At 70.6% G+C, this 14,196-nt stretch carries 17 protein-coding genes and 1 pseudogene; 14 read left to right on the top strand and 4 right to left on the bottom strand.

From position 1 onward, the window contains the following. The first annotated feature begins 32 nt into the window (after window positions 1–32). The 4 genes from JAN01S_RS01745 to JAN01S_RS01760 all read left to right on the top strand — a co-directional run bounded on the left by JAN01S_RS01745 (window position 33) and on the right by JAN01S_RS01760 (window position 3,595). Window positions 33–1,172 carry a MalY/PatB family protein gene (locus JAN01S_RS01745; protein ID WP_068312742.1) on the top strand — a complete coding sequence of 380 codons (1,140 nt, stop codon included), beginning with the start codon at window positions 33–35 and terminating at the stop codon, window positions 1,170–1,172. Window positions 1,173–1,310: 138 nt separating this feature from the next. Beyond that, window positions 1,311–1,826, top strand: a complete 516-nt coding sequence (ectA, locus tag JAN01S_RS01750) for a diaminobutyrate acetyltransferase (RefSeq protein ID WP_068312746.1) — start codon at window positions 1,311–1,313, stop codon at window positions 1,824–1,826. A 55-nt stretch (window positions 1,827–1,881) separates the two neighbouring features. Beyond that, a complete protein-coding gene (gene ectB / locus JAN01S_RS01755; RefSeq protein ID WP_068312748.1) occupies window positions 1,882–3,162 on the top strand; it encodes a diaminobutyrate--2-oxoglutarate transaminase in 1,281 nt (426 codons plus the stop codon). A gap of 43 nt (window positions 3,163–3,205) precedes the next feature. Then, entirely contained in the window at window positions 3,206–3,595 is a 390-nt protein-coding gene (locus JAN01S_RS01760) for an ectoine synthase (RefSeq protein WP_068312750.1), read from the top strand. A gap of 56 nt (window positions 3,596–3,651) precedes the next feature. On the opposite strand, the gene JAN01S_RS01765 is transcribed toward JAN01S_RS01760, so the two are convergent. Next, window positions 3,652–3,921: a DUF7218 family protein gene (locus tag JAN01S_RS01765; protein WP_068312936.1), complete on the bottom strand. Its 270-nt coding sequence runs from the start codon at window positions 3,919–3,921 to the stop codon at window positions 3,652–3,654. A gap of 103 nt (window positions 3,922–4,024) precedes the next feature. Here JAN01S_RS01765 and JAN01S_RS01770 point away from each other — a divergent pair, with 103 nt between their 5' ends. After that, the gene (locus tag JAN01S_RS01770) at window positions 4,025–4,675 is read left to right on the top strand and encodes a cysteine hydrolase family protein (protein ID WP_068312752.1); all 651 of its coding nucleotides are present in this window, start codon (window positions 4,025–4,027) and stop codon (window positions 4,673–4,675) included. On the opposite strand, the gene JAN01S_RS01775 is transcribed toward JAN01S_RS01770, so the two are convergent. After that, window positions 4,641–5,192 carry a type 1 glutamine amidotransferase domain-containing protein gene (locus JAN01S_RS01775; protein WP_068312757.1) on the bottom strand — a complete coding sequence of 184 codons (552 nt, stop codon included), beginning with the start codon at window positions 5,190–5,192 and terminating at the stop codon, window positions 4,641–4,643. The two genes, JAN01S_RS01770 and JAN01S_RS01775, sit on opposite strands and share 35 nt — an antisense overlap. A 3-nt stretch (window positions 5,193–5,195) precedes the next feature. Between JAN01S_RS01775 and JAN01S_RS17465 the strand changes: the two are divergent. The 4 genes and pseudogenes from JAN01S_RS17465 to nhaA all read left to right on the top strand — a co-directional run. Further along, window positions 5,196–5,578, top strand: a pseudogene (locus tag JAN01S_RS17465) (DUF6328 family protein); the annotation flags it as partial. A gap of 104 nt (window positions 5,579–5,682) precedes the next feature. Continuing rightward, window positions 5,683–6,447 (top strand): MFS transporter, encoded by a 765-nt coding sequence (locus tag JAN01S_RS01780; protein WP_244884717.1) that lies wholly within the window; start codon window positions 5,683–5,685, stop codon window positions 6,445–6,447. Between the two features lie 94 nt (window positions 6,448–6,541). Next, window positions 6,542–6,712: a hypothetical protein gene (locus JAN01S_RS16790; protein WP_157075555.1), complete on the top strand. Its 171-nt coding sequence runs from the start codon at window positions 6,542–6,544 to the stop codon at window positions 6,710–6,712. A 54-nt stretch (window positions 6,713–6,766) separates the two neighbouring features. Further along, window positions 6,767–8,047, top strand: a complete 1,281-nt coding sequence (nhaA, locus tag JAN01S_RS01785) for a Na+/H+ antiporter NhaA (protein WP_068312759.1) — start codon at window positions 6,767–6,769, stop codon at window positions 8,045–8,047. Between the two features lie 40 nt (window positions 8,048–8,087). Here nhaA and JAN01S_RS01790 read toward each other — a convergent pair whose 3' ends face one another. Both JAN01S_RS01790 and JAN01S_RS01795 read right to left on the bottom strand, forming a co-directional pair. Then, window positions 8,088–8,990: an SDR family oxidoreductase gene (locus JAN01S_RS01790; protein ID WP_068312762.1), complete on the bottom strand. Its 903-nt coding sequence runs from the start codon at window positions 8,988–8,990 to the stop codon at window positions 8,088–8,090. A 32-nt stretch (window positions 8,991–9,022) separates the two neighbouring features. Further along, the gene (locus JAN01S_RS01795; RefSeq protein WP_068312937.1) at window positions 9,023–9,730 is read right to left on the bottom strand and encodes a GntR family transcriptional regulator; all 708 of its coding nucleotides are present in this window, start codon (window positions 9,728–9,730) and stop codon (window positions 9,023–9,025) included. A gap of 133 nt (window positions 9,731–9,863) precedes the next feature. Between JAN01S_RS01795 and JAN01S_RS01800 the strand changes: the two genes are divergently transcribed. The 5 genes from JAN01S_RS01800 to JAN01S_RS01820 are packed head-to-tail and all read left to right on the top strand — an operon-like array spanning window position 9,864 to window position 14,195. Beyond that, on the top strand, window positions 9,864–11,117 hold the full coding sequence (locus tag JAN01S_RS01800) for an NRAMP family divalent metal transporter (RefSeq protein WP_068312765.1): 1,254 nt from the start codon (window positions 9,864–9,866) through the stop codon (window positions 11,115–11,117). Between the two features lie 40 nt (window positions 11,118–11,157). After that, window positions 11,158–11,925 (top strand): LamB/YcsF family protein, encoded by a 768-nt coding sequence (locus tag JAN01S_RS01805; protein ID WP_068312768.1) that lies wholly within the window; start codon window positions 11,158–11,160, stop codon window positions 11,923–11,925. 5 nt (window positions 11,926–11,930) lie between these two features. Continuing rightward, window positions 11,931–12,536 carry a 5-oxoprolinase subunit B family protein gene (locus JAN01S_RS01810; protein ID WP_217999988.1) on the top strand — a complete coding sequence of 202 codons (606 nt, stop codon included), beginning with the start codon at window positions 11,931–11,933 and terminating at the stop codon, window positions 12,534–12,536. Beyond that, complete coding sequence (locus JAN01S_RS01815) at window positions 12,533–13,417, top strand: 5-oxoprolinase subunit C family protein (protein ID WP_068312773.1); 885 nt, start codon at window positions 12,533–12,535, stop codon at window positions 13,415–13,417. The genes JAN01S_RS01810 and JAN01S_RS01815 overlap by 4 nt, the downstream gene beginning before the upstream one ends. Continuing rightward, complete coding sequence (locus tag JAN01S_RS01820; RefSeq protein ID WP_068312775.1) at window positions 13,410–14,195, top strand: putative hydro-lyase; 786 nt, start codon at window positions 13,410–13,412, stop codon at window positions 14,193–14,195. The genes JAN01S_RS01815 and JAN01S_RS01820 overlap by 8 nt, the downstream gene beginning before the upstream one ends. The last annotated feature ends 1 nt before the right edge of the window (window position 14,196 follow it).

Genomic DNA, 14,196 nt, shown 5'->3' on the forward strand with positions numbered 1-14,196 from the left:
GTAAGTGGTCGGCCGCCTGCCAGAGTGGAGCCATGCACCGCCGCGTCCTCACCGTCGACGAGGCCGACCTGCGCCGCCGCCAGAGCATCAAGTGGCAGCTGCACGGGTCCGACGTCCTGCCCCTCTGGATCGCCGAGATGGACGTCGCGCCGGCTCCCGCCGTGGTCGAGGAGCTGCAGCGCATCGCCCGCGAGGGCGACCTCGGCTACCCCGTCATCCCGCCCTACACCGAGGCCGTGGCGGACCTCTACGACGAGTGGGACGTCCGGGTGGAGCCGGGCCGCATGCGCCCGGTGGCCGACGTCATGGCCGGGGTCCGCGCCGGGCTCACCGCCCTGACCCGCCCCGACGACCCCGTCTACATCACCGTCCCCGTCTATCCCCCCTTCCACGCCGCCGTGCGCGAGTGCGGTCGCCGCCTCGTGCCCGTCCCCATGGGCCCGACGGGCCGGCTCGACCCCGCGGCCCTGGCCGTCGCCTTCGCCGCCGGCGGCCGGGGAGCGCTGCTGCTGTCCAATCCGCACAACCCGACGGGCGCGGCGCACGCCCGAGCCGAGCTCGCCGAGGTCGCCCGAGCGGCGGAGCGGCACGGCGTGCGGATCGTCAGCGACGAGATCCACGCCCCGCTCGTCCTGCCCGGGGCGAGCTTCACGCCCCTGCTCTCCCTGCCGGAGGCACAGTCCGGCCTCGCGGTGTTTTCCCCGGCGAAGGGGTGGAACCTCGCCGGCGCGAAGTCCGGCGTCCTCATGGGCGGGACAGGTGCCGACGACGCCATGCGAGCCCTGCCGGCGAGCCTGGAGTACACGACGAGTCACCTCGGGGTGCGGCTCCACACCGCGGCACTTCGTGGCGGCCGCGACTGGCTGGCCGACCTCGTCGCCGACCTCGACGCCAACCGCACCCTGCTCTCGCAGCTGCTCGCGACGCACCTGCCGCAGGTCTCGTGGCGACCCGTGGAGGCGACCTATCTGGCGTGGCTCGACTGCCGCGCGCTCGATCTCGGGCCCGACCCGGCCAAGCACTTCCTCGAGGTCGGCCAGGTCGCACTGATGTCGGGTCTGCCCTTCGGTGCCGGCGACGGGTTCGCACGGATCAACTTCGCCACCTCGCCGCAGATCCTGACCCGTGCGATCGAGCGGATGGCGCAGTCCCTGCAGCACCGTCCGGGGTGACCCAGGTCTCCTCCGCCGCTGGGGACGCCGGGGTGTCTCGGATCACGAAACGACGAATTGCCCTGTGCCGCAACGGATCTGGGCGAAGTGGCCGGGCCGTGATTTGATCTGTCAGCAGGTCACGTTAGGTTGAAACAGGTGACCAACGACGAAGAGACACCCCGCCAGAGCTCCCAGTCGTCCCCGTTCATCCTGCGTCGACCGTCCATCGAGGACGGCGGCGAGATGTGGCGCGTGGCCCGGGACTCCCAGACACTCGACCTCAATTCCAGCTACGCCTACCTGCTGTGGGCACGTGACTTCGCCGCGACGAGCGTCGTCGCCGAGCGCGAGGGCCGGGTGGTCGGATTCGTCAGCGGCTATGTCCGCCCCGACTCCCCCGGCACCCTCATGGTGTGGCAGGTCGCGGTCGACGCGGACCAGCGCGGTCACGGACTCGCCGGTCGGATGCTCGACCACCTGGCGCAGACCGTCCCGGACGTGACGATGCTCGAGACGACGATCACCGACGACAACGAGGCCTCCCGCGCACTGTTTGCGCGCTTTGCCCGGACCCGTGACGCCCAGCACGAGGAGATCGACCTCTTCGTCGAGTCCCACTTCCCCGACCCGGGGCACGAGCCGGAGGTGCTGCACCGCATCGGACCGTTCTGACCCGGCCACCCACGAGACCACCCCTGTACCGATCCTCCCCCGGAAGGACCACGTCATGAGCAACCCCGCCACCGAGATCTTCACCCAGCGCGAGTCGGAGGTGCGCAGCTACTGCCGCAACTGGCCCGTCGTCTTCGACACCTCCAAGGGCCCGTACCAGACGACCGAGGACGGCGAGCGCTACACCGACTTCTTCTCCGGCGCCGGTGCCCTCAACTACGGGCACAACAACGACGTCCTCAAGGAGGCGCTCATCGAGTACATCTCCCGCGATGGCGTCACCCACTCGATGGACATGCACACCAAGGCCAAGCGTGAGTTCCTCGAGACCTTCACCGAGCTGATCCTCGAGCCGCGCGGCATGACGCACAAGATCCAGTTCCCCGGGCCGACCGGGACCAACGCGGTCGAGACCGCGCTGAAGACCGCTCGCAAGGTCACCGGCCGCGAGGAGGTCGTCTCCTTCACCAACGCCTTCCACGGCATGACGCTCGGCTCGCTCGCCGTGACCGGCAACGCGTTCAAGCGGGCCGGTGCCGGCACGCCGCTCTACCACGCGACCTCGGCGCCCTACGACGACTACATCCACGGCGAGACCTCGGACTTCGCCTGGCTCAAGCGCATCTGGGCAGACAGCGGTTCCGGGCACAACCTGCCGGCGGCCGTCATCGTCGAGACGGTCCAGGGTGAGGGCGGCCTCAACGCCGCCCGCGGCGAGTGGCTCAAGGAGCTGCAGGACCTGTGCCAGGAGCACGGCGTGCTGCTGATCATCGACGACGTCCAGGCGGGCTGCGGCCGCACCGGGACCTTCTTCTCCTTCGAGCCCTTCGGCCTCGACCCCGACATCGTCACCATCAGCAAGTCGATCTCCGGATACGGCCTGCCCATGGCGCTGACGCTGATGAAGCCCGAGGTCGACGACTGGGAGCCCGGCGAGCACAACGGCACCTTCCGCGGGCACAACCCCGCCTTCGTCACGGCGACCAAGGCGCTGCGCACCTACTGGACCGACGACGCCCTCGAGCGCAATGTCGCGGCGCGCGCCCAGCAGCTGACCGAGCGCCTCGAGGTCATCGCCGGCCTCGCCGAGGGCAGCGAGTTGCGTGGCCGCGGCCTGCTGGCCGGCGTCGCCTTCCGCGACCTCGAGGTCGCGGAAAAGATCGCCAAGGCGGCCTTCACGCACAAGCTGCTCGTCGAGACCTCCGGTCCGTCGAGCGAGGTCGTCAAGATCATGCCGCCGCTGACCATCACCGAGGAGGAGATGGCCGCCGGCCTCGACCAGCTCGAGGAGGCCGCGCGCGAGGTGCTCGGCGCACCGGCACGCGCGACGGCCTGACCCCCTTCGTCCACCAACTCATCCGCACGACAAGGAGATCCGCATGAAGGTCCTCAACGTCAACGACCTCGACGGCACCGAGTACGACGTCACCCACGGCAACTGGCAGAGCCGCCGCATGGTCCTGGCCAAGGACAAGGTCGGCTTCAGCTTCCACATCACGATCCTCAAGGCGGGCACCTCGTCCGACTTCTGGTACGCCAACCACGTGGAGGCCGTGTACGTCTACCAGGGCAAGGGCACGCTCACCGACCGGGACACCGGCGAGGAGTACGTGCTCGAGCCGGGCGTCATGTACATGCTCGACGACGCCGACAAGCACACCGTGACCGTCGAGGAGGACATCCACTGCGCGTGCGTCTTCAACCCGCCGGTCACCGGCCGTGAGGTCCACGACGAAAACGGGGTGTACCCGGTCCTCACCGAGGACTGAGCCACCGCACGAGGCGAAGGGGGAGGACCGGCCGGTCCTCCCCCTTCGTCACGTCCTCAGTGGTTGCGCAGGGCGTCGATCAGCGCGTCCTTGTCCATCGACGACCGGCCCTCGATCTCGAGCTCACGGGCGCGCTCGCGCAGCTCGTCGACGGTCCAGTCGTCGTACGACCCGGCCTCACCACCCCGCCGTCCGACCTCGGAGCGTGAGTTGTTGGCCGCGGCATTGGCGATGCGGGCCGCCTTTTCCTTGCTCGCCCCGTCATCACGCAACTCCTCGTAGAGCTCATCGTCCTTGACGCTGGGGCCCGGCTTGCGCTCTGGCATCTCGTCCACGTCCTCTCGTCTCGGGTACGTGGTCCCTACCCGCCCCGACCGGTCCCATGCGACCGCCCGGCATGAGGCGCGCACCGCGGGGTACGAAGGGGGGATGACCCCCACCTCGTCCGCGCGCCACGCACCGTGGCGGGCTCCGCTGGACCGCACAGCGCTCCTGGTCGTCGACCTGCAGGAGGCCTTCCTGGAGGACGGCGCCCTCGCCGAGCGCCGTGAGGACCTCGTGCGTCGCTCGCGGCAGGCGCTGCGGTGGGCCGAGCGCGAGTCGGTGCCCGTGGTCAACGTGCGCACCGTGCATCGCAGGGATCGTTCGACGTGGACGCTCACGATGCTGCAGGACGACCAGGGCTTCCTCTTCGAGGGGGCAGCGCACACGGCCAACCTCGCCGAGCTCGACCTCTCGGGGTCCGTGGAGGTCGTCAAGACGCGCGACGACGCCTTCGTCGGGACCGAGCTGGCGGCCACCCTGGAGGGACTCGGCGCCGAGGCGGTCGTCGTCATCGGCGTCTCGACCCACACCTGCGTCATGCTCACGGCGGCGCACGCCTTCGCCCTCGACCTCGAGGTGGTGCTCGTGCGGGACGCGATCGCGTCCCACCGGCCCGAGCTGCACGAGCTGACCCTCGACACCCTGCGGGACGAGTACCGATTCCCCCTCCTGGGCGCCGACGCGCTGTGTCGCGTCGGCGCCGAGGAGGACGCCGGGGCCGTCAGGACCCGAGCAGCTCGAGGAGCGCTGCGTTGAAGGCCGGCAGGTCGTCGGGCTTGCGACTGGTCACGAGGTGGCCGTCACGCACGACCTCCTCGTCGACCCACGTGCCACCGGCGTTGCGCACGTCCGTCTGGAGGCTGGGCCACGAGGTGACCCGCCGACCGGTGAGCACGTCCGCCTCGACGAGCATCCAGATGGCATGGCAGATCGCCGCCACCGGCCGCTCGCTCGAGACGGCCTCTCGCACGAAGGCCACGGCGGACTCGTCCAGGCGCAGGGCGTCCGGGTTGGCCACCCCGCCCGGCAGCACCACACCGGCGAAGTCGTCGACCACCGCCGTGGACAACGTGACGTCGACGGGGAAGGTGTCGGCCGCGTCGAGGTGGTTGAAGGCCTGTACCTCGCCCTCGTCCGGCGCGACGAGCACCGGCTGCCACCCGGCGTCCTGCAGGGCCTGCCAGGGCCCGGTCAACTCGCTCTGCTCGATGCCCTCCATCGCCACGAGGACGGCGACGCGCCGGGTCGTTGAAGTGTCGGAGGCGGATGTCATCAGGTGCTCCCTTCGTCGGGGTGTGGGTCGCGATCGGCCTACCCGTCGACGCCGCGTCCATGCGGATGCGGTCGACGCGAGGAGGATAGGCCCATAAACCAGGACGAGGGTGGACCGGGCCGCGACGAGACGGCCGCCGAGCGCGCCGACCGCAACTGGAACGACCTGCTGCAGGAGTTCCGCGTCCTCCAGACGGGCGTGCAGGTCCTCGCCGGCTTCCTCCTGACCTTGCCTTCCAGTCGGCCTTCGCCGACCTGGACGGCACCCAGCGCGGCCTGTACCTGGTCCTGGTCCTGCTCGCCTTCCTCACGACCATCCTGCTCGTGCTGCCGATCGCCGTGCACCGCCGGCTCTTCGGTCTGGCGCACAAGGACCGGCTGGTGCGGGTGGGCCACCTCGTGGTCCGTCTGGCGCTGGGTGCGGTCGCGCTGCTGACCGTCGGTCTGGCCACTTCTTCGTCGCCGGCCCGCTCGGTGCGATCGGCCTGTACCTGCGATCGCAGCTCGACGAGACCCCCGTCTACCAGGACCTCGAGGACGCCGGCGAGCGGGAGGAGTCGGCCACCCACGGCCTGCGCGACCTCATGGTCGAGTACTGGAAGCCGATGCTCACGATGGCCGGCCTGGTCATCCCGCTGAACATCATCAACTACACGCTGCTGACGTACATGCCGACCTACCTCGAGACCAAGATCGGCCTCGACAGCGACAAGTCGCTCATCGTCATCCTCGTCGGCGAGCTGGTCATGATGGCCCTGCTGCCGTGGTGCGGCCACTACTCCGACATCGTCGGCCGGCGCCGGATGTGGTGGTTCTCGATGATCGGCCTGTTCGTCTTCGCCGTGCCCATGTACTGGCTGATGGGCCAGAGCTTCGTCGGCGCGCTCGTCGGATTCGCGGTCCTCGGCCTGCTGTACATCCCGCAGCTGTCGACGATCTCGGCGACCTTCCCGGCCATGTTCCCCGCCCGCGTGCGCTTCGCCGGCTTCGCGGTGACGTACAACGTCTTCACGGCGGCCTTCGGTGGCACCGCCGCCCCGATCAACGAGGCGGTCGTCGGTTCGACGGGCTTCCTGGAGTTCCCCGCCGTCTACATGATGCTCGCCTGCGTCATCGGCATGGTCGCCCTGCTCTTCCTCAAGGAGACGGCCGGTGCCTCGCTGCACGGCACCGAGATCCCGGAGGCGGAGCCGGAGGACTACGGCGTCGAGGCGATCGCCGAGGAGTCGGCCGCGACGGACGCCGCCGGTCGCTGACCGGCACCGACATGACGAAGGGGGATCGCCCCGGGCGCTCGTGGACCGAGACCCGCGCGGTGGTCCCCCTTCGTCATGTCCATAGACTGCATACGTGACCGGTCCCACGACGCGCACCGTCCCGCGACCCCGCGTCCTCGCGGGGCAGGCGTGCATGCGCCCGTGGCAGCGCACGACGCTCCATCCGGGGACCAATGGCTGGATCAGCACGTGGGGCACCAATGCCCACGGGGAGATCGCCGGCTGCCCGCCGCCAAGCGGCTGAGGCGCCGCTGGCGCCACTCGCAGCCCCAGCTCCCTCCAGACAAGGTCGTCACACATGTCCCAGTCCCCACCATCCACGAGCCGTCTGGCTCCCCACGAGCTCTGGCGCGGCGTCCACGCGACCGCGCAGAACGACGCGGTCGGCGGTGCGCTCCTCCTCGGCGCCACCGTCATCGCCCTGCTGCTCGCCAACTCACCGGTGAGCGACATCTACGCCTCCGTCCGAGACTTCACCCTCGGACCGCACGCGATCCACCTCGACCTGACCATCGGCGAGTGGGCCGCGGACGGGTTGCTCGCGATCTTCTTCTTCGTCGTCGGCCTCGAGCTCAAGGAGGAGTTCGTCGCCGGCAAGCTGCGCAACCCGCGGCAGGCGGCGCTACCGATCGCGGCAGCCTTCGGCGGTGTGGCCGTCCCGGCGCTGATCTTCACGGCCATCGCGCTCGCGTCCGACTCGGAGGGTGCCCTCCGGGGCTGGGCCATCCCCACAGCCACCGACATCGCCTTCGCGGTGGCGGTCCTCGCCGTGGTCGGCCGATTCCTGCCTCCGGCGCTGCGGGTCTTCCTCCTGACGCTCGCGATCGTCGACGACCTCATCGCGATCACGATCATCGCCGTCGTCTACACCGAGGGACTGCAGCTGCAGTGGCTGCTCCTCGCCCTCGTGCCGCTCGTGCTCTTCGGGCTGCTCACCCAGCGCGGGGTGATCTCGTGGTGGCTCCTGGTGCCACTGGCCGTGCTCACCTGGGCACTCGTGCACGCGTCGGGCATCCACGCCACGGTGGCCGGCGTCCTGCTGGGCTTCACGGTGCCCGTCATCGCCACCCAACGAGCCCGGGTGCGGTCCTCGGTCGACGAGGACGGCACACCCGTGTACGACGGTGTCGCCGCCTACCTCGCCGACCAGTGGGGGGTCTTCACCACCCTCGTCGCGGTCCCCGTGTTCGCCTTCTTCTCGGCCGGGGTGACGGTGGGCGGCCTCGACGGGTTCCGTACGGCCCTGCAGGACCCCATCACCATCGGCATCATCGCCGGTCTGTTCATCGGCAAGCCGGTGGGCATCACGGTCACGACCTTCCTGCTCAGCCGGTTGCCCGCCTTCCAGCTCGATGAGTCGCTGCGGTGGCCGGACATGATCGGCATAGGCTTCGTCGCCGGTGTCGGCTTCACCGTCTCGCTGCTCGTGGGTGAGCTGTCCTACGGTGCCGCGAGCGTCGCGGACGAGCACGTCAAGATCGGCGTCCTGCTCGGCTCGCTGATCTCGGCGCTCGTCGGAGGCGGCCTCCTCGCGTTGCGCAGCCGGGCCGCGCAACGGGCCGGGGCCACCGCGTCCTGAGTCTCTGCGGTCGACGTCCGCTCGCCGGGTGGCAGGCCCCTCAGAAGACGGGCTTGCCACCCGTGACGCCGAGGACGGTGCCCGACACGTAGGAGGCCTCCCGCGGCGAGGCGAGGAAGACGAAGGCACCGGCGAGCTCGCCGGGCTGGCCGGCGCGACCCAACGGCGTGTCCGCACCGAAGGCCTCGATCTTGGCCTCCTCCTGGGTCGCCGGCTGCAGCGGGGTCCAGATCGGCCCCGGGGCGACGGCGTTGACCCGGATGCCCCGGGCACCGACCTCGGCGGCGAGGTTGACCGTGAAGTTGTTGATCGCCGCCTTGGTCGAGGCGTAGTCGAGCAGCGAGGTGGAGGGCTCGTAGGCCTGGATCGAGCTGACGTTGATGATGCTCGCCCCTCGACCCAGGTGCGGCAGCGCCGCTCGCGTCAGCCAGAAGAGCGCGTGCAGGTTCGTGCGGAGCACGCGGTCGATGCGCTCGTCGCTCATCGCCTCGAGTCCGTCGTCACGGGCGAACTGCACGCCGGCGTTGTTGACGAGCACGTCGAGGCCACCCAGCCCCTCGACTGCAGCGGCGACGACCTCGTCGCAGGACCGTCGCTCGGTGAGGTCCGCCGGACAGAGCACGGCCGTGCGGCCGGCCTTGCGGACCCAGCCGGCCGTGTCCTCGGCGTCCTCCTGCTCCTCGGGGAGGTAGTTGATCGCGACGTCTGCACCCTCCCGGGCGAAGGCGATGGCCACGGCGCGGCCGATGCCAGAGTCCCCTCCCGTGATCAGCGTGCGCAGGCCCTCGAGGCGACCCCTGCCGACCCAGCTCTGCTCACCGTGGTCGGGCACGGGCTCCATGGCCGTCGTCGACCCCGGGAGCGCCTGCTGCTGCGCGGGGAAGCCGCCCTCGGGTCCGGTCGTCATCTCGGCGGCCCTGTGGCCGATGTCCGACTCACTCATCGGGGCTCCTTCGTCGTCGGGACGACGGGGCACTACCCGGGGTGTGCGGGTGGAAACGGCTGGGTCGACATGGCCTCGAGCAGCTGGGTCTCGGCGCGCTCGAGGTAGGCGAGCAGCTCGCTCTCGGCCTCGTCGAAGCGGTCCTGCGCCAGGAGGGCGGCCAGGTGACGATTGCCGTCGAGGTAGGGCTCGTGGAAGGTCCGCGGGTCGGCCATCGTCGTGAAGACCAGGCGCATCTCGGCGAGGACCTGGCGCATGGCGTCGTCGACCCTGCGGCTCCCGACGAGCGCCGTGAGCGCCTCGTGGAAGTGCATGTTGGCCGAGCCGAGGGCGCGCCAGTCCTCGGCGGCCGCGGCCGCGCTCCCTTCGTCCACCGCGGCGTGCAGGGCGGTCAGGTCGGGGCCATCGGTCGCGACCTGCCGTACCGCCGCCACCTCGAGGATCCGACGGAAGGCGTAGAGGTCGCGCACGTCGGCGCTCTCCAGCGCCCGCACGAAGACTCCGCGGTTGAACTCGCGGACGACGAGCCGCTCGTGCTCGAGGATCTGGAAGGCCTCGCGCAGCGTGTTGCGCGAGACGCCCAGGGCGGTGCCGATGCGCTCCTCCGACAGCCGCGTCCCGGGCTGCAGGTCCCCCTCGATGATCCGCGTGCGGAGGGCCTCGGCGACCTTCGCGCTCGCGCTCGCGCGCTCCATCGAGCCGCGCTCGGACTCCAGTGCGGAGAGCCAGTCCTGCCCCATCGTGCCCACCCCTTCGTCGCGGCTCGTGGATCGAGACTAGCGGATCCGGGTATTGCCGGATTGTTGAACAATCGCTACCGTGAGTGATCAGGAGCACAATGAGGTGTTCCGGTGACCGAGGAGGAGAACCCCGATGACGCAGGCTCCAGACCCCCAGGCCGACACGCCACCCGCCCAGACCACGGGCTCCGCCACGGGCGCCGCCTCCAAGGGCGCGCTCCTCGGAGCGATGTTCCTCATGGCCACCAGCGCCATCGGACCCGGATTCATCACCCAGACGACCGTCTTCACCGCCGAGCTCGGCGCCGCCTTCGCCTTCGCGATCCTCGTCTCGATCATCGTCGACATCGCGGTGCAGCTGAACGTCTGGCGCGTCATCGGCGTCTCCGGCATGCGGGCCCAGGACCTCGCCAACCGGGTCATCCCCGGCTTCGGCTACGTGCTCGCAGCCCTCGTCGTCTTCGGTGGGCTCGTCTTCAACATCGGCAACATCGGCGGGACGGGGCTGGGCGTCAACGCGATGCTCGGCGCCGACGCCAAGATCGGCGGCGCGATCTCCGCCCTCATCGCCATCGCGATCTTCGTCAGCAAGAAGGCGGGCGTCGCGATGGACCGCATCGTCGTCGTCCTCGGCGTGCTGATGATCGGCATGGTCGCCTACGCGGCCGTGGCCACGAGCCCGCCCTACGGCGATGCCCTCACCCAGACCGTCCTGCCGGACAAGGTCGACTTCCTCATCATCACCACGCTCATCGGCGGCACCGTCGGTGGCTACATCACCTACGCCGGCGCCCACCGCATGGTCGACTCCGGCATCACCGGCCCCGTGCGGATCGCGGCGATCAGCCGGGGGTCGATCACCGGCATCCTCGTCACCGGCGTCATGCGCGGCTTGCTCTTCCTGGCCATCCTCGGTGTCGTCGTCGGTGGGGTGAACCTCATCGGCGTCGACAACCCGCCGGCCGTCGCCTTCGAGGCCGCTCTCGGGGAGGCCGGCCTGCGCCTCTTCGGCATCATCCTGTGGGCGGCGAGCATCACGAGCGTCATCGGCGCCTCGTACACCTCGGTCAGCTTCCTCACGACGTTCAACGAGACGATCAACAAGCACCGGCAGTGGGTCGTCGTGCTCTTCATCCTCATCTCGGCCGTCATCTACGTCTCCCTCGGTCAGTCGCCCGCGACCCTGCTCATCCTCGCCGGCGCGCTCAACGGCCTGATCCTGCCCTTCGGCTTCGGCATCCTCATCTGGGTCGCCCTGCGGCGCAAGGACCTGCTGGGCGGGTACGACTACCCCAAGTGGCTCGCCTACATCGGTCTGGCGATCTTCCTGCTGACGATCTACCTCGGCTACCAGTCCTTCAGCGGGATCGTCGACCTCTGGCAGTGATCCCACTCCCCCGACCACGAACCGACGACTAGGAGCAACGATGCAGATCGACCTCAACGCCGACCTCGGTGAGAGCTTCGGGCGGTGGACGCTCGGTGACGACGACGCGATGCTCGAGGTGGTGACGAGCGCCAACGTCGCCTGCGGGTTCCACGCCGGTGACGCGTCGGTGCTGCGGCACAGCTGTGAGGGCGCGGCGCAGCGGGGCGTGGCGATCGGCGCGCAGGTGGGCTATCGCGACCTCGCGGGCTTCGGTCGGCGCTTCATCGACATCGCGCCGGCCGAGCTCACGGATGACGTGATCTACCAGATCGGTGCGCTGGAGGGCTTCGCCAAGGTGGCCGGTACCCGGGTGCGCTACGTCAAGCCGCACGGCGCGTTGTACAACGCGATCGTCCACCACGAGGAGCAGGCAGCGGCGGTCGTCGACGCGGTCGTGCAGTACGACCGCACGCTGCCGGTCCTCGGGCTGCCGGGGTCGGCGTGGTTGCGGCTCGCGGAGGAGGCCGGACTGACGACGGTCGGCGAGGCCTTCGCCGACCGGGCCTACACGCCCGAGGGCACGCTCGTCTCCCGCCGGGAGGCGGGGGCCGTCCTCCACGATCCCGCCGAGATCGCGCAGCGGTGCGTCCGCATCGCGACGCAGGGGGAGGTCGTCGCCGTCGACGGCAGCGTCGTCCCCGCGCCGGCCGGGTCGCTGTGCGTCCACGGCGACAGCCCGGGCGCCGTCGAGATCGCGCGCCAGGTGCGGGCCGCGCTGGAGCAGGTCAAGGTGGACCTGACCCCCTTCGCCCAGGAGTCGGCGTGAAGGTCATGCCCTGCGCCGACTCCGGCCTGCTCGTCGAGCTGTCCGACATGGACGAGGTGCTCGCGCTGTACGCCCACCTCGAGGAGGACCTACCGGACGGCGTGGTCGACATGATCCCGGCCGCGACGACGCTGCTCCTCACCATCGACCGGTCGGTGACCGACGTCGAGAGCCTGGCCCGACAGGTCCGGTCGATCGAGATCGGGACCCACCACCGCGCGACCACGGGCGAGATCGAGGTCCCGGTCGTCTACGACGGGGAGGACCTCGCCGAGGTCGCGCGCCTCACCGGGCTCGACGAGCGGGCGGTCATCGAGGCCCACACCGGGACGCCGTGGACGGTGGCCTTCTGCGGCTTCGCCCCGGGCTTCGGCTACATGGTCGGCGGCGACGAGCGGCTGCAGGTGCCGCGACGCGACAACCCCCGCACCCGGGTGCCCCGCGGGTCGGTGGCGATCGCCGGCGAGTTCGCGAGCATCTACCCCCGGGAGTCGCCCGGTGGCTGGCAGCTCATCGGACGCACCGCCCTGGAGGTCTGGGACATCGACCGTGAGCCGCCCGCCCTGCTCGTGCCGGGCACGGTCGTGCGCTACGTCGAGGTCACGGTATGAGCCGCTTCCGCGCCCTCGAGATCATCGCCACCGGACCGCAGGCGACGGTCCAGGACCTCGGCCGGATCGGTCTCGCCGGCCTCGGTGTCGGGCGCTCCGGCGCGGCCGACGCCGGCTCACTACGTCTGGCCAACCGGCTGCTCGGCAATCCCGAGGGCGCGGCAGCCCTCGAGGTGACCCTGGGCGGCCTCGAGGTCCGCGCCCGCGGTGGCGTCTGGGTCGTGGTCACCGGAGCCACGACACCGGCATCGGTGGACGGTCGGCCCGTGGGCCACGCAGCGGTGACGTGGATACCGGACGGGTCCTCCCTTCGTCTGGGGGCCGCGACGGCAGGCCTGCGCAGCTACGTCGCCGTCCGTGGTGGCATCGACGTGGCCCCGGTGCTGTCCTCGCGGTCGACCGACACGCTGGCCGAGCTCGGCCCGCCCGTCCCCTCGCCCGGTGACCTGCTCCCGGTCGGCCCCGCTCCGAGCGCACCGCCCACCGTCGACGTGGCGCCCGTCGCCGTGCCGACGCTCGGCGAGGTGAGGTTGCGCGTCGCGCCGGGGCCCCGCCTGGACTGGTTCGCGGCCGACGCGCTCGAGACCCTCCTCGGGGGCAGCTACGAGGTCACGGCTGAGAGCAACCGGGTCGGCATGCGCCTGTCCGGACCGGTGCTGGAGCGGGCGCGCGAGGGCGAGCTGAAGAGCGAGGGCATGCTCCCCGGCGCCCTCCAGGTCCCGCCGACGGGACAGCCGACCCTCTTCCTCGCCGACCACCCCGTCACCGGCGGGTACCCGGTCATCGGCGTCGTCGTGGGTGACGACGTGGGTCGCGCCGCGCAGGCACAGCCGGGCCAGCGCGTCCGCTTCGTCGTCGAAGGGGGGCGCAGCCGTGCCTGAGCAGGTCGCTTCGCTCACTCCCGTCGAGGCACGGGCCCGCTTCCGCGAGGGTCTGCGGGTGCCGACCTCGGGGTGGAGCGCCGGGTGGACCCAGGCCAACCTCATCGCGGTGCCCCGGGAGCTGGCCTATGACGTCCTCCTCTTCGCGCAGCGCAACCCGAAGTCCTGCCCCATCCTCGATGCCACCGAGCCCGGAGAGGTCTTCTGCTCGATCTTCGACGGGGACCTGCGCACCGACCTGCCGGCCTACCGGGTCTACGAGGACGGTGAGCTCACCGCCGAGGTCGACGACGTGCGCGAGCTGTGGCGGGAGGACCTCGTCGCCTTCCTCATCGGGTGCAGCTTCACCTTCGAGGCAGCCCTCCTCGAGGCGGGGGCACCCGTGCGTCACATCGAGGTCGGCAGCAATGTCCCCATGTACCGCACGACGCGTGAGTGCCGATCGGCCGGGTCCATCAGCGGGCCGCTCGTGGTGTCGATGCGACCGATGCCCGCCGATCAGGTGGCCACCGCCGTCCGAGTGACCTCGCGGTATCCGGCCGTCCACGGGGCTCCAGTGCACATCGGTGACCCGTCGGCCCTGGGCATCACCGACCTGGCCGCGCCAGACTTCGGCGAGGCGGTGCCGATCGCCGACGGCGAGGTCCCCGTCTTCTGGGCCTGTGGCGTCACCCCGCAGGCGGCGATCATGAGGTCACGACCGCCCTTCGCCATCGGTCACGCGCCCGGGATGATGGCCATCACCGACGCGCGCGACAGCGACTACCTCGTGCCGTAGC

Source organism: Janibacter anophelis NBRC 107843 (assembly GCF_001570945.1).
In the GTDB taxonomy this organism is placed as follows: Bacteria; Actinomycetota; Actinomycetes; order Actinomycetales; family Dermatophilaceae; genus Janibacter; species Janibacter anophelis.